22 protein-coding genes and 1 pseudogene are annotated in these 20,496 nt (G+C 61.9%); 20 read left to right on the plus strand and 3 right to left on the minus strand.

Going from position 1 to position 20,496, the window contains the following annotated elements; genetic code table 11:
- Window positions 1–90: 90 nt before the first annotated feature.
- From U0029_RS06285 to U0029_RS06330, 10 genes are all read left to right on the plus strand, one after another.
- Window positions 91–789 carry a TerC family protein gene (locus U0029_RS06285; RefSeq protein ID WP_012417963.1) on the plus strand — a complete coding sequence of 233 codons (699 nt, stop codon included), beginning with the start codon at window positions 91–93 and terminating at the stop codon, window positions 787–789.
- A 125-nt stretch (window positions 790–914) separates the two neighbouring features.
- Entirely contained in the window at window positions 915–1,643 is a 729-nt protein-coding gene (locus U0029_RS06290; RefSeq protein WP_114852631.1) for a TerC family protein, read from the plus strand.
- Window positions 1,624–1,746 (plus strand): hypothetical protein, encoded by a 123-nt coding sequence (locus U0029_RS06295; protein WP_041937527.1) that lies wholly within the window; start codon window positions 1,624–1,626, stop codon window positions 1,744–1,746. The genes U0029_RS06290 and U0029_RS06295 overlap by 20 nt, the downstream gene beginning before the upstream one ends.
- Before the next feature lie 9 nt (window positions 1,747–1,755).
- Window positions 1,756–2,700 carry a hydroxymethylbilane synthase gene (gene hemC, locus U0029_RS06300; RefSeq protein ID WP_039051544.1) on the plus strand — a complete coding sequence of 315 codons (945 nt, stop codon included), beginning with the start codon at window positions 1,756–1,758 and terminating at the stop codon, window positions 2,698–2,700.
- A 17-nt stretch (window positions 2,701–2,717) separates the two neighbouring features.
- Complete coding sequence (locus tag U0029_RS06305; RefSeq protein ID WP_039051545.1) at window positions 2,718–3,497, plus strand: uroporphyrinogen-III synthase; 780 nt, start codon at window positions 2,718–2,720, stop codon at window positions 3,495–3,497.
- Window positions 3,498–3,533: 36 nt separating this feature from the next.
- On the plus strand, window positions 3,534–4,685 hold the full coding sequence (locus U0029_RS06310) for a uroporphyrinogen-III C-methyltransferase (protein WP_114852632.1): 1,152 nt from the start codon (window positions 3,534–3,536) through the stop codon (window positions 4,683–4,685).
- 4 nt (window positions 4,686–4,689) lie between these two features.
- On the plus strand, window positions 4,690–6,246 hold the full coding sequence (locus tag U0029_RS06315; RefSeq protein ID WP_114852633.1) for a heme biosynthesis HemY N-terminal domain-containing protein: 1,557 nt from the start codon (window positions 4,690–4,692) through the stop codon (window positions 6,244–6,246).
- A 35-nt stretch (window positions 6,247–6,281) separates the two neighbouring features.
- Window positions 6,282–6,815, plus strand: coding sequence for an inorganic diphosphatase (ppa, locus tag U0029_RS06320; protein WP_114852634.1), 534 nt, complete (start codon window positions 6,282–6,284; stop codon window positions 6,813–6,815).
- A 244-nt stretch (window positions 6,816–7,059) separates the two neighbouring features.
- Window positions 7,060–7,755 carry a fumarylacetoacetate hydrolase family protein gene (locus tag U0029_RS06325; RefSeq protein ID WP_114852635.1) on the plus strand — a complete coding sequence of 232 codons (696 nt, stop codon included), beginning with the start codon at window positions 7,060–7,062 and terminating at the stop codon, window positions 7,753–7,755.
- Between the two features lie 19 nt (window positions 7,756–7,774).
- Window positions 7,775–7,906 carry an entericidin A/B family lipoprotein gene (locus tag U0029_RS06330; protein WP_012417955.1) on the plus strand — a complete coding sequence of 44 codons (132 nt, stop codon included), beginning with the start codon at window positions 7,775–7,777 and terminating at the stop codon, window positions 7,904–7,906.
- A gap of 314 nt (window positions 7,907–8,220) precedes the next feature.
- On the opposite strand, the gene lon is transcribed toward U0029_RS06330, so the two are convergent.
- Both lon and U0029_RS06340 read right to left on the minus strand, forming a co-directional pair.
- Window positions 8,221–10,548, minus strand: coding sequence for an endopeptidase La (gene lon, locus U0029_RS06335; RefSeq protein ID WP_012417954.1), 2,328 nt, complete (start codon window positions 10,546–10,548; stop codon window positions 8,221–8,223).
- Entirely contained in the window at window positions 10,545–10,952 is a 408-nt protein-coding gene (locus U0029_RS06340; RefSeq protein WP_012417953.1) for an Hsp20/alpha crystallin family protein, read from the minus strand. Before U0029_RS06340 ends, lon begins: the two co-directional genes overlap by 4 nt.
- A 245-nt stretch (window positions 10,953–11,197) precedes the next feature.
- On the opposite strand from U0029_RS06340, the gene U0029_RS06345 reads away from it, so the two are divergent.
- The 10 genes and pseudogenes from U0029_RS06345 to U0029_RS06390 all read left to right on the plus strand — a co-directional run.
- A complete protein-coding gene (locus U0029_RS06345; protein ID WP_039051546.1) occupies window positions 11,198–11,458 on the plus strand; it encodes a hypothetical protein in 261 nt (86 codons plus the stop codon).
- A 44-nt stretch (window positions 11,459–11,502) separates the two neighbouring features.
- On the plus strand, window positions 11,503–12,795 hold the full coding sequence (locus tag U0029_RS06350; RefSeq protein ID WP_236824157.1) for a pilus assembly protein: 1,293 nt from the start codon (window positions 11,503–11,505) through the stop codon (window positions 12,793–12,795).
- On the plus strand, window positions 12,792–13,529 hold the full coding sequence (locus U0029_RS06355) for a hypothetical protein (RefSeq protein ID WP_012417950.1): 738 nt from the start codon (window positions 12,792–12,794) through the stop codon (window positions 13,527–13,529). The genes U0029_RS06350 and U0029_RS06355 overlap by 4 nt, the downstream gene beginning before the upstream one ends.
- Window positions 13,522–14,100, plus strand: coding sequence for a hypothetical protein (locus tag U0029_RS06360; protein ID WP_012417949.1), 579 nt, complete (start codon window positions 13,522–13,524; stop codon window positions 14,098–14,100). Before U0029_RS06355 ends, U0029_RS06360 begins: the two co-directional genes overlap by 8 nt.
- Window positions 14,093–14,905 carry a Flp pilus assembly protein CpaB gene (cpaB, locus tag U0029_RS06365; protein WP_169507431.1) on the plus strand — a complete coding sequence of 271 codons (813 nt, stop codon included), beginning with the start codon at window positions 14,093–14,095 and terminating at the stop codon, window positions 14,903–14,905. Before U0029_RS06360 ends, cpaB begins: the two co-directional genes overlap by 8 nt.
- The gene (locus U0029_RS06370; protein ID WP_012417947.1) at window positions 14,902–16,182 is read left to right on the plus strand and encodes a type II and III secretion system protein family protein; all 1,281 of its coding nucleotides are present in this window, start codon (window positions 14,902–14,904) and stop codon (window positions 16,180–16,182) included. The genes cpaB and U0029_RS06370 overlap by 4 nt, the downstream gene beginning before the upstream one ends.
- Window positions 16,182–17,708: an ATPase, T2SS/T4P/T4SS family gene (locus U0029_RS06375; protein ID WP_114852637.1), complete on the plus strand. Its 1,527-nt coding sequence runs from the start codon at window positions 16,182–16,184 to the stop codon at window positions 17,706–17,708. Before U0029_RS06370 ends, U0029_RS06375 begins: the two co-directional genes overlap by 1 nt.
- The gene (locus U0029_RS06380; protein ID WP_114852638.1) at window positions 17,705–18,553 is read left to right on the plus strand and encodes a type II secretion system F family protein; all 849 of its coding nucleotides are present in this window, start codon (window positions 17,705–17,707) and stop codon (window positions 18,551–18,553) included. Before U0029_RS06375 ends, U0029_RS06380 begins: the two co-directional genes overlap by 4 nt.
- Window positions 18,550–19,401 (plus strand): type II secretion system F family protein, encoded by an 852-nt coding sequence (locus U0029_RS06385; protein WP_012417944.1) that lies wholly within the window; start codon window positions 18,550–18,552, stop codon window positions 19,399–19,401. Before U0029_RS06380 ends, U0029_RS06385 begins: the two co-directional genes overlap by 4 nt.
- A pseudogene (locus tag U0029_RS06390) lies at window positions 19,398–19,640 on the plus strand (DUF192 domain-containing protein); the annotation flags it as partial. The gene U0029_RS06385 and the pseudogene U0029_RS06390, both read left to right, overlap by 4 nt.
- Here the strand turns inward: U0029_RS06390 and U0029_RS06395 are convergent.
- Window positions 19,638–20,441 carry a BPSS1780 family membrane protein gene (locus U0029_RS06395; RefSeq protein ID WP_012417943.1) on the minus strand — a complete coding sequence of 268 codons (804 nt, stop codon included), beginning with the start codon at window positions 20,439–20,441 and terminating at the stop codon, window positions 19,638–19,640. The pseudogene U0029_RS06390 and the gene U0029_RS06395 sit on opposite strands and share 3 nt — an antisense overlap.
- Between the last annotated feature and the right edge of the window lie 55 nt (window positions 20,442–20,496).

Here is a 20,496-nt window from a genome sequence, read left to right on the forward strand (position 1 = left end):
ACAAGGCTGTCCTGGCTCGTGGGAAAGAGGGATGGCGGGCGCATGTTGGACACTTATAACTCCTAGGGGATCATTCTAGGAAAGAGAGGCATGGAACTCAGTTCTGCTGCATTCTGGATCGCATTGCTCCAGATCATTTGGGTCAATATTCTGCTGTCGGGCGACAACGCCGTGGTGATCGCGCTCGCAGCCCGCTCGCTGCCGCCGCATCAGCAGAAAAAAGCGATCGTCGTTGGTTCGGCCGCGGCGATCATCATGCGTATCGTGCTCACGCTCGTGGCGGCGCAACTGCTGTTGCTGCCCTGGTTGAAGCTGATCGGCGCGCTGTTGCTGGTCTATATTGGCGTCACCTTGCTGCTGCCCGAGGGGGATGAAGACGGGGCTGGCAAAGAGAACGGCAACCTGCTCACCGCGATCCGCACCATCATGATTGCCGACCTCGTCATGAGCCTGGACAACGTCGTTGCCGTCGCTGCGGCGGCCATGGGCGACACGACCCTGCTGGTGCTAGGCTTGGCGATCAGTATTCCATTGGTGATTTTCGGCAGCACCCTGTTGCTCAAGGTCATCGAGCGCTTTCCGCTTATCGTCTGGGTGGGCGCCGCGCTTCTTGGCTTTATCGCGGGTGAGTTGCTGGTTGGCGATCCGGCTCTGCATGATGCGGTTGAGCGTATTGACGCTGTCCTGGGCGTAACGCAACATCAATTTGCCTTGATGTGCGGCGCTGTCGGAGCAGTGCTTGTTTTGGCAATAGGAAAGTTTTTCCTCATGCGCCAGCAAGCTGACTGAAAGCTGAACTACAATAGAGGGTTGAGCCTAGCCTTCCCGTGGGGAGGGCGGCCGCCCCGGCCGGTATTTTGTCTGTGTGGCGGTGACTGGTGACATATATCTAAGAACGCCAATGGGAGCGACAAGTGCTTGAGTTTTTCCAGACCCTTAGTTGGGCAGCTGTCTTTCAGATCATCCTGATCGATATTCTGCTGGGCGGCGATAACGCGGTGGTCATCGCGCTCGCTTGCCGCAATTTGCCGCACAAGCAACGCATGCAGGGCATATTGTGGGGGACTGCAGGCGCCATCATCTTGCGCGTGGTGCTGATCGGCTTCGCCCTGACCCTGCTCAATATTCCTTTCCTGAAGATTGTCGGAGGCCTTCTGTTGCTCTGGATCGGCATCAAGTTGCTGGTGCCTGAAGAGGATGGCCACGGCAACATCAAGGGTGGCACCTCGATCTGGGCGGCGGTCAAGACCATTATCGTGGCGGACTTCGTCATGAGCCTGGACAATGTGATTGCCATCGCCGGCGCGGCTCAAAACGCCCATGCCGACCACCAGATCGGTCTGGTGGCATTCGGTTTGATCGTCAGTGTGCCCATCATCATCTGGGGCAGTACGCTGGTCCTCAAGCTCATTGACCGCTTCCCGATGGTTGTCATGTTTGGCGCTGCGCTGCTGGGTTGGATTGCCGGCGGCATGCTGATTACAGACGTCTTTGTGGTGAATCAAATTGGCGAACAGCCGCAGATGGTTAAAATCGCCGTAGAAGTCATCGGCGCTCTGCTGGTCATTGTCATTGGACGCTGGCTGGCAAGCCGCAAGCAACACCTTGCCAAGGAAGCCACTCATGAGTCTACGCAAGACTGAAAATCAGCAACAATCCGAATCAGGCCTGAGCTTGCTACAAGGTCTGTTCGTTCTGGCAATCATTGGTGTGGTGACTACCGTCATCGTCTCGTCTTTCCTCTGAAGTCGACACGTGACCCTGCCCCAACGCCTGGTAATTGCTACCCGCGCCAGCCGGCTTGCCCTATGGCAAGCCGAGCATGTGCGTGACAGACTGCGTGACTTGTATCCGGCCTGTGCCGTCGAGCTTCTTACCCTGACCACCCGGGGCGATCAGATTCTTGATCGCTCGCTCTCCAAAGTGGGGGGTAAGGGCTTGTTCGTCAAAGAGCTCGAGCATGCTTTGCTTGACGGCCGCGCCGATCTGGCCGTGCATTCTCTGAAGGATGTGCCGGTCGATATACAAGCGCCTTTCGCCCTGAGCACCGTGCTCGAGCGTGCCGATCCGCGCGATGCCTTTGTTTCAGCGCGCTATGCTTCGCTCGACGCTTTGCCTGTCGGGGCTGTCGTGGGAACCTCCAGCCTGCGCCGAGAGGCGCAGATCCGAGCGGCTCGTCCGGATCTGGTCGTCAGGCCTTTGCGTGGCAATCTTGATACCCGGCTGGGCAAGCTGGATCGCGGCGAATACGATGCCGTCGTTTTGGCGGCAGCGGGCCTGGAGCGCATCGGTTATGGCGATCGTATTCGCGCACGTCTGGCGCCTGCTCAAAGTTTGCCTGCCGCCGGACAGGGCGCGCTGGGTATCGAAATCCGCGATGACCGTGACGACATGCGAGCGTGGCTGGCCCCTCTGTCCGATGCCAGCACTACCGCCTGCGTCAGCGCCGAGCGTGCGGTCTCGCGCGCCTTGGGCGGCTCCTGCCAGGTGCCTATCGGCGCTTATGCCGAGTTGCATGGGCAGACCCTGCGTATCGATGCCCTGGTTGCCTCTCCCGATGGCCGCCGCATCCTGAGGGCTTCGCGGCTAGGGCCTGTGGCCGAGGCCGATTCTCTGGGTATGGCGGTAGCCCATGATTTGTTGGCTCAGGGCGGCGACGCCATTCTTGCCGAGCTGCTACAGGACGACGCAGCGTCTTGACGGCTTCAGGGGGCGTGATGTCACCTTTGGCGGTGCTAACTCGGCCCGAGGGCCGCAACGAAGCCCTGGCTGGGCGTCTGCGCGCGGCTGGCTGGGAGGTGTGCGTGCTGCCCGCCTTGCGGATCGTGGCTCTGCCGGCGCCGCGGGCGCCACGCCCGGAAGACTACGACCTAGTGGTGTTTGTCTCCGGGAACGCCGCAAGGCTTTATCTCAAGCAGGTGTATGCCAGCGCCGGCGCCTGGCCGGCCGCCACGGTGGCCGCCACGGTGGGCCCAGGCAGCGCTCAGGCCCTGTTTGAGTCGGGATATTTTGGCGCGAATACAACAGTTTTGTATCCCGATATCAGCGCGCCGACGCACGATTCCGAAGCGCTATGGCAGGTTTTGTCAGCGCAGGGCGCTCTGCCGCGCCGAGTTTTGCTGGTGCGGGGCACGCAGGGCCGGAATTGGCTGGCGGAGCGTTTGCGTGAGGCCGGCGCGCAGGTCACGGCTTACGCTGCCTATCAGCGTTTGCCCGCCCAATGGGACGCCGCCACGCTAGACGCCCTGCGCGCCTGGGCGCGACAAGGCCGTGTGGCCACGTGGTTGTTGACCAGCGGCGAGAGTATCGATGCGGTGGCCGCTCAGATAGCACGGGCGGATTTGCTGTCATGGTGGCGCAACTGCCGTTACGTCATTACACATCCGGTATTGCGCGGCCGGCTCACACTGTCCTTCGCTGGCGAGGGCAGTGCCGCAATGGTAAAAGAATGCATGCCTGCTGATGAGGCGATATTCGAGGCCTTTGGTGCTGCGTAGTCGTCGTTTCATGCCATCAACGAATACAATCGCGTCATGACAGACAATACAACTTCTCTTCCGCCGAACCCGCCGGCGGGCGCCGCTGCGGAGCGCGCGCCGGAAACCGTCAAGTCCTCCCGCGGCTGGTTGTCCACGGCGCTCATTATCGTCTTACTGATCGCCATCGGCTTGGGGGCGGCCCTGTGGAACCTCCGTGAGCAGTCCGGCCGGGCTGGGCGAGAGGTTGCCAGCCGTCTGGATCGCCTGAACGGCGAACTCGCTCAGGCCCGCAACGATGTACGCGAGGCCTTGTCGCTGGCGCAGGCGCAAAGCGGTCGTGTCGCCGATCTGGAGGGCAAGATTCGCGAGGCGCAGAGCCAGTACCACGTGCTCCAGCAGGCTATGCAAAACCTCAACGATGGCGCCAGCGACGAAATGCTCGCCAACGACATCGAACGCCTGATCACCATTGCGAGCCAGCAACTGCGTCTGGCGGGCAATGTCAATAATGCCGTTGTGGCGCTGGAAACCGCTCAGGCCCGTCTGGCCCGTGCCGACCGCCCGCGCTTTGCCAGCCTGCAACAGGCTATCAACGGCGACCTGGATCGTCTGCGGGCCGTCAATACCGTCGATGTGCCGGCTGTGTCGGCCCGTATCGAGCGCCTGGTCGGCCTGGTAGGGCGTGCCTCCCTGCTGGTGCCCGATGGCGCTGCACCCGGTGTGGCCGAGCAAGCTGCCACCGCCCTAGCCGTGCCGCCTTCGTCGCCGTTGCCCCTGCCGGCGGATGCCGCCTGGTGGGAACGGTGGCGTGCCGAGATTGCCTCCTGGCCAGGCCGAGCCGGTGCCGCGCTCGCCAGCGAGATGGGTGATCTCGTTCGCGTACAACGCGTGGATCAGCCCGCCGCCTTGCTGCTTTCCACAGATCAGGCCGCTGATCTGCGCTCTGTATTGCGTCAACGTCTGTTGTCGCTGCAATTGGCCTTGCTGATGCGTCAGCCGGCCATCTGGAAAAGCGAGCTCGATCACATCGCGGACACGCTGAGCAAGTATTTCGATGGCCGCTCTGCCGATACCCAGGCCGCACTGGCCCTGACGCGTGAGCTGGCCCGTACTGACATCGCCGTGCGCGTGCCCGATGTCGCTGACAGCTTGAACGGTATCGCGTCGCTGCGCGCCGCCGGCTTCAAGCCTGACGAGCAGGACTGAACCCATGCGTACTTGGTTCTGGACGCTTCTTCTGGCCTGCGCCGCCGTGGCGCTGGCGGTGGTGTTGCGCGCTCATCCGGGCAATGTGTTGATCCTCGTGTCGCCCTGGCGCATCGAAGTATCGCTGACGTTGGCGGTGCTGCTGCTGGTGGCGCTGTTTGCCGCGCTGTATGTGGGGCTGCGTGTGTTGGCCTGGTTGGTCGCCATTCCTGACCGCGTGCGGGCCTGGCGTGGCCGTCGTGCTCAGGCCCGTGACCACGAACTGCTCGAGCGCGGCTGGATCAGCCTGCTTGAGGGGCGTTTCTCTCATGCCGGGAAAGATTTGGTCAAGCTGCTGGAGCAAACCAAGGAGCCCGGACGGCGTGTGTTGGCCGCCTTGTCAGCTGCCCGTGCCGAGCATGGCCTGAGCGAGTTCGAGCGCCGCGATCAGATGCTGGCCAAGGCCCGCGAAGAGGCGGGCGAAGATGCAGGGCTGCAGGAGGCCACGGCTACCGTGGCGGCGGACATGTTGCTCGATCAGGGCCAGCCTGCCCGCGCGCTGGAAGTGCTGGCGCCCCTTCAAGATGGTGGCGCCCGTCATTTGCATACCCTGCGTCTGTTGCTGCGCGCCGAGACGGCCTTGGGTCACCAAGAGCGCGTTTTCGTGCTTGCGCGCGGATTGGCGCGCCGTAACGCCTTGAACAAGACCGAGGCTGCCCAATTGATCGACAGTTCGGGCGCGGCTCGTTTGCGCGCTGCTTTGGGCAGTGATGCCTGGCGAGGGATCTGGAAAGACCTGAAGGCCGACGAGCGCACGCTGCCCAATATTGCTCTTGCTGGTGCTGCCGCCTTCGAGGCCGCGGGCGATTACAACGAGGCTGCTCGCGTCCTTGAAGCGGCCATTGCCCAGAAATTCAACCACACTCTGGTGGCTGCCTATGCGCGTTGCGACGCCGAGCAGGTGCCGCGCCGTCTGGCCAAGGCTGAAACCTGGTTGCAGCAGCGGCCTGCGGACGCCGAAATGCTGACCGCCCTGGGATTGCTGTGTCTGAACGGCCAGCTTTGGGGGCAAGCTGAGCGTTATTTGCAGCGAGGTGTGTCGCGCCGTAACGATGCGCAAACCCATGCCTTGCTGGGCAGCCTTTATGATCGGCTGAACCGTCCATCAGATGCCGCGCGTCATTGGCGTCTGGCCACGGCCGCCACCATGGCGCTGCCTACGCTGGCTACCGATGCGGCATTGCCTGCGGCGGATACGCAAGCTGATCCGCATCGTCTGGACGCCGAAGGGGCTTATGGCAACGGTGAAGAGCCCGAGGTCTATAGCGCTGCCGCGATGCCGCCGGAACCCCAGGCAGAACCGCCCGTCGTGGCCGTCGACTATGTGCTGGACAGCCGCGAGCCTGGCGTGCCACCCGTCGCCGGAGCTGCTGTTCCGCTGCGGTCGGCCATCGATATCGAAGAGTATTTCGACAGTGCACCCATACCCCAGGCTGCCTTTGAGGCACCGGTTAGCGGCTTCAAAACCGAGGCAGATCCCGCGGTGGGCCGCGCCGAGGTCAAGCCCGCAGATAAAGCCTGATTTCCTTCAAGACATTTACTCCGCAAGGTTTCATTATGAGTTTTGAGCGTGTTCCCGCCGGCAAGAACCTGCCGGAAGATTTCAACGTCATCATTGAAATCCCGATGAATGCCGATCCCGTCAAGTACGAAATCGACAAGGAAAGTGATGCGATCTTCGTTGATCGCTTCATGCTGACGGCGATGCACTATCCCTGCAACTATGGCTACATTCCCCAAACGCTCTCTGAAGATGGGGACCCCGCCGATGTGCTGGTGATCACGCCTTTCCCGATCCAGATTGGCGCCGTCGTGCGCTGCCGGGCTCTGGGCGTACTGGAGATGGACGACGAGTCGGGCGGCGACGCCAAGCTGCTGGCCGTGTCGGTGGACAAACTTTATCCGCCCTACCGCCATATCAAGTCCTACGAAGACCTCCCGGCTGAGGATGTCGCCCGTATTCAACACTTTTTCGAGCATTACAAAGACCTCGAAAAGGGCAAATGGGTGAAGGTCAAGGGTTGGAAGGGTGTTGAGGCTGCTCACGAAGAAATTCTGCGCAGCGCTGAGCGCTACAGCCAGCAAGGCTGATACCGCCGCGCGGCTGTTTGCGCGCAGGTGGCCGCAGCGGGGCCGCGACGGCATGATGCCCGGCGCGGCCTTTTTTGCGCCTGCTCTTTCGAACTCGGATGGGCGCAGGCCGTCAGAGTCCGCTGTAATCGTTGTGACGGTCCAGAGGGCGTAGGGAATCCCGCGGAAAAGCGGATAAACTCGCGAATTGCCAGTGAGTACAAACCGGCCTGGCCGGCAATATGTTCAACGAGGTTTCATCATCATGGACTATGTGATTCCCCCGATGCCGACGGTCTCCGTGCCGGTGGCGGGCAGCAATGCCCAATTTCCGGTTCGCCGCGTGTATTGCGTTGGCCGGAACTATGCCGAGCACGCCAAGGAAATGGGCTTTACGGGGCGCGAAGACCCGTTCTTTTTCAATAAGCCTGCCGATACGGTGCTGTCCGTCGCTGACGGAGAAACGGGCGAGATGCCATATCCGCCGCGCAGCAGCAATCTGCATTATGAAATGGAACTGGTCGTGGCCTTGGCCAAGGGCGGGCGGGATATCCCGGTCGATCAGGCTGGTGACTGCGTATGGGGTTATGCCTTGGGCCTGGATATGACGCGCCGTGATTTGCAGGGCGACGCTAAAAAGCAGGGCCGTCCTTGGGAGGTCGGCAAAGCCTTTGATTTGTCGGCACCGATAGGTCCGATCCATCCGCGCAGTGTGGTAGGCACGCTAGAGAAGGCGGCAATCTGGTTGGACGTCAATGGCGAGCGCAAGCAGTCCAGCGATATTTCGCAGATGATCTGGAACATTCCTGAAACCATCGCTTATCTGTCCACGCTGTTTGAGTTGCACGCGGGCGACCTCATCTTTACTGGCACGCCGGAAGGGGTGGGCGCCGTCGTCAAAGGTGATGAAATCATAGGCGGCGTAGACGGCCTGGGCGAACTGCGCCTTCGCATCATCTGAAAGGCATCAAGGAGTATTCATGCGCAGTAAGATAGTGCTGGCCGCTTTCGTGGTGTTTGGATTTGTTCTGCAAGGCTGCAACACGATGGCTGGCATGGGCAAAGACGTTTCACGCGCAGGTAACGCCATTACCAACGCCGCGGAAAAGTAATCGGCGGTCCTGTGGGCCCGGCGAGCGGGGGCTACAACATAAGCGTTGACAGCAAGGGCCCGAGTCCGGCAGCCCCGGACACGGGCCTTTAGTTTGTTATGAGCACGGCCTTCGCGAGCAACTCGCCCGCAGCTGGGGCAGGGCGGCAGCGGGTAGCCGTGCAAGCAGACCTCGGGTTTGCGGCGGCGCAATGTATCGTATGGCAGTGGCTACGGCAGTGGCTGGTCGCGCATAGGGTGAGTAGCCGTTTTTTGCCGGTCGTCAGGCCTGGCCTGCTTCAATCGAAGCAGGCCAGGCCTGTGTTTGCCGTCGCTTCAGGATAGCGGCGGCAAATCCCCGTCTATCGCGCAGGCCACCGCGTCCTCAACACGGTCAAGCAGCACAAAGCGCAGTTTTTTGCGCGCCTCGGCGGGCACGTCGTCCAGATCGCGTTGATTGCGCCGAGGCAGCATGACCACCTTGATACCCGCTCGCAGCGCTGCCAAGGTTTTCTCTTTGACGCCGCCGATGGGCAGCACCAGGCCTCGCAAACTGACCTCTCCTGTCATGGCGACCTCGGCACTGACGGGCTTTTCGCTTAAGAGTGAGGCCAGCGCCACAAACATTGCCACCCCCGCGCTAGGGCCGTCTTTCGGGGTGGCGCCTGCCGGGACATGGATATGAATATCCAGTTTCTCGAGGGAGTCGCCACTCCAGGTTTTGGCCAGTGTCAGGGCCGTTTGGGCAGACTCTTTCATGACGTCGCCCAACTGTCCGGTGAGGATGAGACGCCCGTTTCCTGGCACTTTGCTGGCTTCGATGAAAAGAATATCGCCGCCCACAGGCGTCCAGGCCAAGCCGGTGGCGACACCCGGCACGCTGGTGCGCAAGGCCACCTCGTTTTCGAATCGTGGCGGGCCTAAAATGGCTGCCAGATCATCGGCATCAATGGCTACGCGTTCTGCCTGGCCTTCGGCGATGCGCATGGCGACTTGTCGCAGCACGGAACCGATTTCCCGTTCCAGGCCGCGCACGCCGGCCTCGCGGGTGTAGTTACCAACAATGGAGGCCAAGGCGGCATCGCTGATGCTGGCCTGCTCCTGCGTAAGGCCGTTGGCCTCGAGCTGGCGACGCACAAGATAGCGCCGCGCAATCTGTATCTTTTCTTCCTCGGTGTAACCGGGTAACTGGATGATCTCCATCCGATCACGCAGCGGCCCCGGTATGGTGTCCAGCGCATTGGCGGTGCAGATGAACATGACGTGCGACAGATCGAAGTCCACGGCCAGATAGTTGTCGCGGAATTTGTGATTCTGTTCGGGGTCCAGCACTTCGAGCAGGGCACTGCCAGGATCGCCATGAAAGCCGCCCGAGCCCAGCTTGTCGATTTCATCGAGCATGATGACGGCATTGCTGGTGCCCGCGCGGCGCATGGCTTGGATGATATTGCCCGGCAGGGCGCCAAGATAGGTGCGACGGTGCCCGCGGATTTCGGCTTCGTCATGTACGCCGCCTAGCGCAACGCGCTGAAAGGCGCGGCCGGTGGCGCGGGCGATGGATTGCCCCAGGGAGGTCTTGCCCACACCCGGCGGACCGGCAAAGCAGAGAATGGGGCTGCGGCCCTGTGGATTGAGTTTGCGCACAGCCAGATACTCGAGGATACGACGCTTGACCTTGTCCAGTCCGAAATGGTCTTGGTCGAGGATAGTCCGCGCCTCGGCCAGATCAATCGCTTTTTGCGGCTCCTGCTTCCAGGGCAGCTCGGTAATCCATTCAAGATAGGTGCGCAGCATGGCGCTTTCGTTGCTGGATTCCCCCATGCGTTGCAGGCGGCTGAATTCTTTGCGCGCATGGCGAAGCACCTCTTCGGGCATGCTGGCGGCTTCGATGGCATTCTTGAGCTCTTCGAGCTCGGCAGCCGTGTCTTCCGTATCGCCGAGTTCTTTCTGTATCTGACGAAGTTGCTCGCGCAGCATGGTTTCTCGTTGCCGCTCATCGAACTGTGCGCGGGTGCGCTCGCCAATTTCCTTGGATAGACGCAGCACCTCGATGCGCGAGGCCAAGAGTTCGATGACTCTGTCGAGTCGGAGAGACAGATCGAAAGTTTCAAGAATGGCCTGTTTCTCGTCTGGCTTGATATCCACCAGATTGGTGACCATATCGGCCAATAACCCGGCTGATTCGATGCCTTGCACGACGGCGCCGAGTTCGTCAGGCACATTGGGCAACAGCTTGATAGCCTCCAGCGTCTGCTGCTTCAGTTGCAGGAAACGCGCTTCCACCTCGCTGTTGCTGTCCTGGGTTTCCTCGATCAGGCTGACCCGAGCCACCATGTAGGGCCAGCCCTCGAGAAATTCCAGCACGCGAAAACGGCTTTGCCCTTGAACCAGCAGATGATGTGCGCCATCCTGGCCGGTGAGGTAGCGTGCGATGGGGCCTTGTGTGCCCACCCAGTAGAGATCGTCGGGGCCGACCTCATCTTTCTTGGCATCGCGTTGCAGCAGAAAGCCGACAGGGCGCTCTGTCTTGACTGCCTCCTGCGCAGCTTCGACGGCGATCTGCCGCGCGACTGTCACCGGATTCAGAACGCCAGGAAACAGCACCGCGTCGCGCAGGGGGATGATGATGCGGGCATCTTCGGGCAGCGAGCGCAATTCGGTCATGGGATCTCCCTAAGTTTGTTCAGGGTCAGGAGCAGGCAGCCGTTGGCGAGCTGCGGCGTGCCGGGCTCCAGCGCATGCAGCGGCAAGTTGATGCGGCGCAAAAACTGGCCGTAGGGTATTTCCAGCTGATGGATGCGGGTGTTGTGGGCGGCAGGGACGGGGCGCAGGCCGGTGACAGTAATGCCCTGGGGATCGAAGCGCACGACGACATCATCGGGCCGAACACCAGGCAGTGCCACGATGACCTGTACGGCGTCCGTGCTTTCAACAATATCCACGGGAGGTTCCCAGGCGTGTGCCTTGGGGTGGGTGGACCGCAGAACCTGACGCTGCAGGCGTTCCGCATGGTGCAAAAGCGCTAGCGCATCACCCCAGATCCAGGAAGAAAAGTCGCGCGATTTCATTGCTCTTGAAGCCCCATTCAGGTTCTGCCGGGCAGTGCCGCGGCGCGATCTCATTGCCCGGAGGCGGAGGATGGACTCAAGCATGCAGGCCAGCGAGGCTGACCCTGCGCAGATCAATATACCTCAGCGGCCCTGTCGTCCGGTATGCGCTTGCTCGGGCTGTCATACATCGGCTTCTACGAATTGGCCAGATCGCTAGTCGTGTTCAGACTGGCGGCTCCTGTTTCTGGACGATGAGGTGCAAGATGCAAAAGACACGACGCCAGCGTGGTCAGGCCATGACGGAGTACATCATAGTGGTGGCGTTGGTGGCCGTTGCGGCTATCGCGGTTTATCAATATTTCGGGCAGGTGCTGCGCGCGCAAACTGCCGCCATGGCGCGCGAGCTCGCTGGCGAGGATGGCGGCGCGCAGGTCAAACAGGCCAGTGGCGCGGCGAGTAAAGCCGCCTCTCAGGTCAAGGCCCGGTCCCTGAAAACTTTCACGGGTAACGCGGGGGCCAAATGATTCGGGCCTGCCAGCGGCTACACGCGCAGGGCGGGCAGGCGCTCGTGCTGGGGCTGCTCCTGCTTAGCCTGTTGCTGGCGGCCTGGATATCGGCAAACTGGACTGCGCGGCTGGTTGCGGCGCGCGCACGGCTCACCCATGTGGCGGATGCGGTGGCTTACAGCGGGGCGCTCATGCAGGCCCGCCAACTGAATCTGCTGGCCTATATTCATCGTGCCCAGCTCGGTCACCAGGTTGCCATGGCCCATTTGGTCACGCTCATTGCCTGGGGCCAACTGGCATCCACACAGGGGCGCAGACGGCTCACCGGCAATCCCCCGGCATTCCTGATCAGGCGCTTGTTTGGCTCGCGTTTTGCCCGTGCCTACGGTGTCACACCTTCTGGAAATACGTCCTCTTCCTACAATGCGGCTGCCTTGCAGGCCTCATTGAAACGGCATGATGCAGTCGTTCATCGGATACTGGCTGACGCCGCCAGGCAGCAATGGGGGCAGGCAACTCGGGTTCGCGATGAACACATGATCCGCATTCTGCGGGCCAACTATGCGCCAGGCATCGGGGTTCCCACCATGCAAGTCCTTGATGACAACTTTTCTCGGTTGCTGGCATGGCGGTCGCCGCGTCAGTACCAGGGCTTGCTGGCTCCCACTTTGGCTATCATGCGGCGCTTTGCTTTTCTTGGCCCCCGCGACCTTACCGAAACCAGTGGCTGGATCACTCAACCGCTTTGTCCCTGGCAACGCCATCATCTGCGCCGGCGAGGTAAGACCTTTCTTGATGCGCAGGGCCGCTGGGGCGCCCACGACACCCTGTCTTTTCATGCGTTGCGCAGCAATCGCTGGATAGGCTGCTACTTCAGAGAATATCCCATGGGTTGGGCCGCCAATGGCGCTTCGGCCTGGCAGTCGGGTCGGCACTATGTCGATCGTCCTCCCCCGGATTTTTCATCCCAGGAATTCTGGCGCTGGCTGCAGCAAAAGTCCGGCCTGCATGCGGGGAGCGGAAACTTCCTGGCCAATTCTTATGCCATGCGAGACCACATCGCTCATGCGGGCGGCGCGGGGCTACCCGATGTCCTTGGCCTCGCCCGACCGGACGCCGTTGCCCGGTTCTCGGTCAGACTGAGCACCAATTTGGCGGTTTCCGACCTGGGCCTGAATTGGAGCGCCAGGCATTTGGACGATGCTTGGTGGCGAGCGCTGGTTTTCAAACGCAGCGCCGCGGCCGAGACCTATTTCGTCGCGCCTGGGGCCGGCAGCGAGACCCCTTCTTTGTTTCATCCCTATTGGCAGGCCAGGTTGATCGCCATGCCTGCTACGACCGGAGTTCAACCATGAGGTCCACCAGAGTCCGCCGTTGCCGCAGTGCCCGCCGTTTGCGCCTTTTGAGTGTGCAAGGCAAGCCCTTGCCTATCGATGCCGACATGCCGCCGCCCAGGCTGCAATGCCGTGGCGGTCCGATATGGCGTTTGCGCCGGCATGGTTCCTGGATCCGGTACCAGACCGGGCAGGCGCTGCCCGAGGTGCTGCTCATTACCAGTGCCTTGGGCCTGCTATGGCTGGGCATAGATCAACTAGCCGACACGCGTATGGCTGCTTTGGCCTCCGCGCAGGCCAGCCGCAGTTGGGCATTCGCGGTGGCCCGCGGCGCGGTGCCGCCGCCGTTCGAGCGAGAGCTTGCGCTCAGTGTCGGTCATCCGCCCACAGCCGTCGATACAGGGGTATCCCATTCGGCTCAGACCTTGGTCCGAGATTGGTTGCAACTGCCCGAGCATTGGGCCATGGTCAGGGCTCAGGCTCCGGGGCCTGATGGCCTTGTGCGTCATACCTTGGTGGCGGCTGGAGATGGTCATGCGGTCAATAGCCTGAACGCGCAGCGCCGTGTCGCGGGTTCCGACCTGGGGTGGAGACAGACTGCCAGTCAATCTCAACGGCAAGCGCAAGCCATCAATCAGCGTCTTCGCGTTCAGGATATGCCCTGGGGCGGGAGGCAGGCGATGAGCGATTGGCTGACCCCCTGGGCTGATGCCCTAGCTGTGAATCGACGCAGTTCGGGTGGTGCTCATGACTAATTATGGGCTTGCCGTCATGGTGGGCTGCATGCTGGCGGCAGCATCTGCGCATGCCGTTCCCCCACCGTCTGCCGTGCCGATGTTGTCCGCGGTCTTGGCCTCAGGCGCCAAACTGCAGCTGAGCCATTTCGATTCACCGCAGGGGCTTGCGCAGGTCTATGAAGGCTTGTCCTTGCAGTGGCCCGACGATCCCCTGATTGTGAATGGCCAACTGCTGTGGGCGCAACAAGAGGGGGATTGTCATACGCTGCTGAGTCTGCATAGCACTCCATCGGGTACGACCGGCGGAAGCCATTCGCGCTTATGTGCCGCTGCATCCGATACAGATCCCATGCTTGGATCTGCCGCGCTATTGCTTCATGCACATGCCGAGGATCAGTTGGCGCTTTCGGTCTGGTCGATCCAGCACGCGCCTGAGTTGGCGCGGCAATGGTTGGAGGCCGAACTCGCGTCTCAGGGTTGGCAGGCAGGGGACAGTCTTGCCTGGGTAAAAGGTGAGCAGCAGCTTGAGGCATACCTGACGCCGCTTGATGCAATAAGCGGGCTGCTGTTGGTGCGTCGCCATGACTGACGAGTCCAGCACGGCGTCTATGTCTTTTCTGCGTAGGCTGTGGGCTCATTGGAGCCAGACATACGGCGTATGGTTGCTCGCGCTGTTCGCTGCGCTGGGCGCGGCCTGGGCCGCTCACTTGCATATTCAAGCTAAGGAGCGCGATTTGCAGCATCGTAACCAGGTCGTCATGGTGACGCGTCTGGTCGCATGGGCCGATCTGGAGGCCGGGCAGCTTTTGACTGAGGACGATATCGCCTCGCGCGAAATCCCTAAGAATTGGGCTCCCCACCAATCCTTATCACCCGAACAGACAGGTTTGCTCATAGGCAGTCGTCTCAAGGTGCCCGTCATGGCAGGACAGCCGATTCTGCAGGCCGACATCGAGTTCGTCTCGCCGGGTACGGCGGCTCGGTTAGGCGTGGGCAAACGGGCGCTGACCTTGCCTGTGCGCGAGCTGGCCGACATGCCCCCCGATATGCGTGAGGGCGATCGCCTGGACATCTATGTTTCGCTTACGCACCATGATAAGCGGCTGACCCTACCTCTATTGCAAAACGGCAAAGTGCTGGCTGCGCCGGGCCCGGAATCTGCTCAGGTGGTGTTGGAGGCTGATGCGCAGGATGTCACAAGAGTGATCGCAGCGCGTCAGGCCGGTTCTTTGACCCTCGCCCTACGCTCCCCGGAAGACGCAGCGTATCCAGCCCATGATGAGCCCGGAGGCGCGCTCGCCGACATTCTCGGCTTGGCTGAGGAGGGTGACGCAGGGGTTCCCGTTCTGTATGGCGATGAGAGCAATGATGTGCCGACGCTGGAGGCCCAATGAGTCTGACTTTGAGCGGGGTTCGTCTGCTGTTGGCCTTATCAGGGCTGACGCTGCTGTCGCCAGCGTATTCCGCTGCCCGAACCCAGCACGAGCTGGTGTTGGAGGTCGGTGAAACCCGTGTGCTGGATGCGCCGGGCGTGACACGTATCGCCGTGGGCAGCGGGCAGGTGGTGCAAGCGCAGGCCGTAGATGGCAAAGAGGTCATTCTGTTTGCCCGTAAAGAGGGTGTGTCTTCGGTGCATGTCTGGAGGGGGCAGAGCGGTGTCAGGGCTTATGCGCTGCGCGTCATGCCGGCAGGCTTTGGCCATATTCGGGCAGAGGTTGAGCAGTTACTCGCCGCCATGCCGGCTTTGCGGCTCAGTGTGGTGGGCCACCATCTGGTGATTGAAGGCAGCGGTCTGCCCGATCACGACAAGCAGCGTATCAGCGCCTTGGCACAACGCTATCCCGAGGTCCTCGATCTCACTGGAGATGTCGGTTGGGAGCAGATGGTCTTGCTGGATGTTCAGGTGGTGGAGTTGCCGCGCGCTCGCCTGACGGAACTGGGCATGCATTGGAGCATGGGTGCAGAGGGCAGTCATCCTGTCCGGTCCCATGCGGGTGTCTGGGGGAGTCTGCAATGGTCGGGCGCGGCTATCGGGGCACGCTTGCAGGCGCTGGCGCAGCGGGGCGAGGCCGTATTTCTCGCGCGTCCTAGGCTGCTGGCGCGCAGCGGCTCGGCCGCTTCCTTCCTGGCCGGGGGCGAGGTTCCGTATCGGGGCGCCGAGAGTGAGGCGAGCACGGTGTTTAAGCCTTATGGCGTGTCACTCAAGATTACGCCGCGTATCGATCCGCGCGGCACCATACGTTCGCATATTGAGGTCGAGTCCAGCTCCATCGACCCGACCTTGACCGTTCCAGCCGGGCCCGCCATGCGCACGCGCCGTGCCGAAACCGAGTTCAATGTGCCGTCCGGGCAAACATTGGTGCTGGGTGGATTTCTTGGGCGCGAATTGTCGAGCGAGACCAGGGGGGTGCCCTGGCTGAGCGATATTCCCGTGCTGGGCCTGTTGTTTGGCGAGCGTCGCCAGCAAAACCGCGACACGGAGCTCGCTATCTTCGTTACCCCGACCATCGTCCGGCCAGACGATCCCGCCCTGGCCCGCGAGGCGCGGCGGGGCAGGCAGGTATTGCAGCAGGCGTTTCCTGAAGCGCCGGAGATGCTGTCCGAGCTTCGGGCGGACGACTGGAGCCAGCCCGGCGCATCGGGATCGCAATGGTCTGATCAGGAGCCATGATGCTGGAACTCACGCTGCACTATGAAGACGGGCGCAAGCAGACCCTGAAGCTTTCCGCGCCTGTACTGGTGGGCCGGGGCCCACACTGTGGCGTGCGCATTGCCAACTGGCGTGTTGCCCGAGAGCATGCACGCTTGCGTCTGGGAGCCGAAGGATGGCTCATCGAGGATCTCGGTGGCCTGGGAGGCACTTATGTCAATGGCGCGCGCGTGGTGCTGCACGGGCCGTTGTCGGCCTCTGACGATATCGTCATCGGGCCTTGCCGTCTGCAATTACATTTGAAGCCGTCGGCCGGGGCTGTCCTGCCGGACATTCGCCCTGTCTGTGATGCCGCATTGCTGTCTTGCCGGGTCGCGCTGCATGAGGCCTTGATTCAGGTGCTCGATTTGCGTCGGCGGGATGTGGCTGCGATGAGCGACGCCATGCTGCGCCAGGAGGCAGCGGAGTTGTTGGGCCGTTTGTTGCAAGAGGGGGGGCTGGATGTACCGGATAGCGTAAATCGTGAGCAGCTATGCCAGAGTGTGCTAGACGAAGCGGTCGGCCTGGGGGCGCTGGAGCCTTTGCTGGAAGACGCTGCAGTGACTGAAATCATGGTCAATGGACCCGACCGCATCTATGTCGAGTGTGACGGGCGTCTCCAACGGCACGACGGGTCGTTCAGTAGTGAGCAGGCGCTTCGGCATGTGCTGGAGCGCATTGTGGCTCCTCTGGGCAGGCGTATCGACGAGGCTGCCCCGATGGTCGATGCGCGTCTGGCTGGCGGGGCGAGGGTCAATGCCGTGATTCCTCCTATCGCTACACGCGGCACTTGCCTGACCATTCGCAAGTTCCCCCACCGTCGCCTCAGCATGAGCGATCTGCTGCAGGCGCAGGCCTTGAGCGCCGGAATGGCTGCCTATCTTGAACACGCCGTCGTGCAACGGCGCAATATCGTGGTGTCGGGCGGTACGGGCGCCGGGAAAACCACCTTGCTCAATGTCCTGTCCAGCGCCATCCCCGAGCACGAGCGCATTATCACGATCGAAGATGCTGCCGAATTGCGTCTGTCGCATGAGCATCTCGTGGCGCTGGAGGCCCGGCCTGCAAACATGGAGGGTCGCGGCAGCGTGGAGATCCGTGATCTCGTGCGCAACGCGCTGCGCATGCGTCCTGACCGCATCGTGGTGGGCGAGTGCCGAGGTAAAGAAGCCTTTGACATGTTGACGGCCATGAATACGGGGCACGAAGGGTCATTGACGACGCTGCACGCCAACTCTCCCCGAGACGCTCTGGGGCGTCTTGAGTCGATGGTGCTGATGGCGGGCCTGGATTTGCCCATGCCCGCCATACGCGAGTATCTGGCCTCTTGTATCGACCTGATTGTGCAGCAGGCGCGCGGGACTGATGGCGTGCGGCGCGTGGTCGCGATCTCGGAGGTGTGCGGCATTGAGAGCGGCACGATCCAATTGCAGGAGTTGTTTCGTTATGAGCCGCAACGCGGCTTTATGGCGGCTGAATGGCAGGCCTGGCAGGAGGAAGGGGCATGACGGCGCTGATCGCCGTGATGCTTGCTCCATTGGCGGCTGCCCTGAGCGCTTGGCAGCTTCAGCGCAGTCTGGGACCGGCCTGGCAGCGTTACCGCGACACTTATATACAGGATGCCCGCCATGGTCTGCGTGAGGTCTTTCTTTTTCTGGACCCCACGCAACTATGGGGGATGGCCATGATATGCGCGGGCCTGACCTTGGGCGTCATTCTCGCTGCCGGCGGCCACCCCGCCATGGCGCTGGCCGCTGCTGCTTTCGCCTGGAGGTTGCCTGCGATCTCCTTGCGACGTTTGCGGCAGCGTCGCCTTGAACGTCTGCAGGCGCAATTGCCAGCCGGCTTATTGAGCTTGGCCTCGGCGCTGAGGGCTGGGGCCAGCCTGCCTGCCGCCTTACGGCAGTTGGCGGATCTCGCTCAACCGCCGCTAGCTCAGGAAATAGGTTTGATGCTACGTGAGCAGCGTCTCGGCGTATCTTTCGATGATGCACTGCACAGGCTCGAATGTCGCGTCGATCTGCCGTCCGTTCGCTTGATGACAGCCGCGTTCCGGGTGGCCGGCAGCGCGGGCGGCAATCTGGCACAGACCCTGGAGGGGATCGCGCAGGCTTTACGCGGTCAGTTGTTGGCCGAAGGCCGGCTCAAGGCGCTTACGGCACAAGGGCGGATGCAGGCCTGGGTGCTGAGCGCCTTGCCCCTGGTGCTGGCGGTTGTGTTGTATCTCTTGCGCCCCGAGCAGATGGCGCGTCTGTGGCAGACCGAGGCGGGCTGGATTCTGATAGCGCTCGTGATGGCGCTGCAGGTCTTGGGCTGGTTTTTGATACGCCGCATTTTGGCGCCTTTGCCATGAATCTGCATGTCGCTTTGGCCGGGTTTGCTGCATTCTGTCTGGTATTGGGGCTAGCGGCCTTATTACGGGGCGAGGCTCCGCCTGCGCCGTCCGGACTTTCACCTGTGGGCCGTCTGTGTTGGTCTTGTGCGTGGCGCCTGGCGCATCGTCTGGAGCGCCTGCTGGCCCGTGGATCGCGTGATCGCCTGACACGGCTGGCCTGGCGTGCAGCCTGGCCTGCCGAGGTTCCCGTGGCCTGGCTGCCCGCGCAAATAGTGCTCGCTGTCTGCGTGGCGCTGCTGGCTGCGGGTTTGCTGATGCTTGTTGATGTGCAGGTGGGCTTGATCTTGTTGGGGCCCTGCGTTTTGGCGGGAGTCTTGTGCCCGGTATGGCAGCTAGGTGCGCGCATCCGCCTTAATCGTGTCCGAGTCGCGGCGGATCTTCCTTTTTTGCTGGATGTGATGACGCTTTGCCTGGAGGCGGGGCAGGGGATGGTTAACGCCATGTATCTGGCCGCGAGACATTGTCCCCCTGGATTGTTGACGACGGCGCTACGGCAGGCCTTGAACGAGATGCGGGCTGGACGATCGCAGCGCGAAGCCTTGCTGGCCATGGCTGCCCGCCTCGATGTGGCGGGGGTGCATGCCTGGGTAGCCGCTTTGACGCAGGCGGACCGCCTGGGCGGCGGGGCGGGCGGCGTATTGCGGGCCTTGGCGAGTCAGTTGCGCGAAGAGGCTTTTCAGCGGGCCGAAGAGGCCGCGATGCGAGCACCCGTCAAGATGTTGTTTCCCCTGGTGACCTGCATGTTTCCCTGCACATTTCTGATTCTGGCCTTCCCGCTGGTGGTGGATTTGGCGCCTGCCTTATGAATCCCCTGGCGAGTCGGACACTTCCGGGGTTGAGGTTGCGGCTAGCGCATACCTGCTTGCGCCGTCTGCGTGGCTTGTTGGGCCGGCGCCGTCCCTTGGGAGGCCATTCCGGTTTGTTGATCGTCCCATGCCGGGCGGTTCATACGGTGGGCATGTCCTACCCCATCGCGGCCTGGTTTATTGGCCGCGATGGTAGGGTGCTTCAGGTGAGGCGCTTGCCCCCCTGGCGCTGGGCCTCATGCCGTGGCGCTGTCGCGGTGGTCGAGACCAGTCTGGACGTCCTCGATGCCGAAGATGGTGGTGTAGACCGGGTAGAAGCTGCAGTAAAGCACTGCGCCAGCCGCCACTTTCACGGGAATCAGCACAAGGTTGGCGAATGAGCCGGGAATGCCGATCGCCACCAGCAGCCCTGCTGCCAGATCAATGAGAAGAAAGATCAGAATCCAGGCTGCGCCGTAGACCAAAAACGGCCATTTGTTGCGCCAGCAGGCCACGCCCGAAAAAAACAGCGCCTGTACCAGGCGCAGGCTGTGCCACGACACCAGTACTGGGGCATGCCAGAACAGTGCGGCAATGATGACGTACAGCACCACGAAGATGAACAGGGGCGCGCGCACCGCCAGGATGAAGGGCATGATGTCCTGCTCGACCTGAACCGCACGCATGCCCGCGATCAGGTCGCTTGAAAACGGCAGGAAAGCGATAAGGCCCGCCAGCAGGCTCAAGCCTGCGTATAACAGGCCCATCAGGAAGAGCTTGCGAAACACGCCGGGCCGCATCAGCGGCTTGGGCCACATCGAGGGCAGCATGATCCGGCCTGCCTCGACGTGTTTGCAGGCTGCCAGCGTCATGAGCGTGAACACCGGCATCAAGGCGACGAATAACAAGGGCCCGACGGGGGGGGTCAGGCTGGCGAATAGGACAAACAGGCTGAGAGCCATGGCCCAGAAGAACATGGGCAGGGGCTGTTTGGCAAAAATCCTGAACCCGGTTTTCACCCATTGCCAGCCATAGGATGCAGGTAGGGTTGCTGCTTGCATAGGTCTCGTCAAAAGTTCGCTGGGGACAGATGGCTCGTACACAATCAATTATGCG

This window comes from Bordetella avium, assembly GCF_034424645.1.
GTDB classification, from domain to species: Bacteria; Pseudomonadota; Gammaproteobacteria; order Burkholderiales; family Burkholderiaceae_B; genus Bordetella; species Bordetella avium.

Coding starts and splice junctions, on each gene's coding strand:
- U0029_RS06285 (WP_012417963.1), top strand. CDS start 91: ATGGAACTCAGTTCTGCTGCATTCTGGATCGCATTGCTCCAGATCATT.
- U0029_RS06295 (WP_041937527.1), top strand. CDS start 1,624: ATGAGTCTACGCAAGACTGAAAATCAGCAACAATCCGAATCAGGCCTG.
- U0029_RS06305 (WP_039051545.1), top strand. CDS start 2,718: ATGTCACCTTTGGCGGTGCTAACTCGGCCCGAGGGCCGCAACGAAGCC.
- U0029_RS06310 (WP_114852632.1), top strand. CDS start 3,534: ATGACAGACAATACAACTTCTCTTCCGCCGAACCCGCCGGCGGGCGCC.
- U0029_RS06315 (WP_114852633.1), top strand. CDS start 4,690: ATGCGTACTTGGTTCTGGACGCTTCTTCTGGCCTGCGCCGCCGTGGCG.
- ppa (WP_114852634.1), top strand. CDS start 6,282: ATGAGTTTTGAGCGTGTTCCCGCCGGCAAGAACCTGCCGGAAGATTTC.
- U0029_RS06325 (WP_114852635.1), top strand. CDS start 7,060: ATGGACTATGTGATTCCCCCGATGCCGACGGTCTCCGTGCCGGTGGCG.
- U0029_RS06330 (WP_012417955.1), top strand. CDS start 7,775: ATGCGCAGTAAGATAGTGCTGGCCGCTTTCGTGGTGTTTGGATTTGTT.
- lon (WP_012417954.1), bottom strand. CDS start 10,548: ATGACCGAATTGCGCTCGCTGCCCGAAGATGCCCGCATCATCATCCCC.
- U0029_RS06340 (WP_012417953.1), bottom strand. CDS start 10,952: ATGAAATCGCGCGACTTTTCTTCCTGGATCTGGGGTGATGCGCTAGCG.
- U0029_RS06345 (WP_039051546.1), top strand. CDS start 11,198: ATGCAAAAGACACGACGCCAGCGTGGTCAGGCCATGACGGAGTACATC.
- U0029_RS06355 (WP_012417950.1), top strand. CDS start 12,792: ATGAGGTCCACCAGAGTCCGCCGTTGCCGCAGTGCCCGCCGTTTGCGC.
- U0029_RS06360 (WP_012417949.1), top strand. CDS start 13,522: ATGACTAATTATGGGCTTGCCGTCATGGTGGGCTGCATGCTGGCGGCA.
- cpaB (WP_169507431.1), top strand. CDS start 14,093: ATGACTGACGAGTCCAGCACGGCGTCTATGTCTTTTCTGCGTAGGCTG.
- U0029_RS06370 (WP_012417947.1), top strand. CDS start 14,902: ATGAGTCTGACTTTGAGCGGGGTTCGTCTGCTGTTGGCCTTATCAGGG.
- U0029_RS06375 (WP_114852637.1), top strand. CDS start 16,182: ATGCTGGAACTCACGCTGCACTATGAAGACGGGCGCAAGCAGACCCTG.
- U0029_RS06380 (WP_114852638.1), top strand. CDS start 17,705: ATGACGGCGCTGATCGCCGTGATGCTTGCTCCATTGGCGGCTGCCCTG.
- U0029_RS06385 (WP_012417944.1), top strand. CDS start 18,550: ATGAATCTGCATGTCGCTTTGGCCGGGTTTGCTGCATTCTGTCTGGTA.
- U0029_RS06395 (WP_012417943.1), bottom strand. CDS start 20,441: ATGCAAGCAGCAACCCTACCTGCATCCTATGGCTGGCAATGGGTGAAA.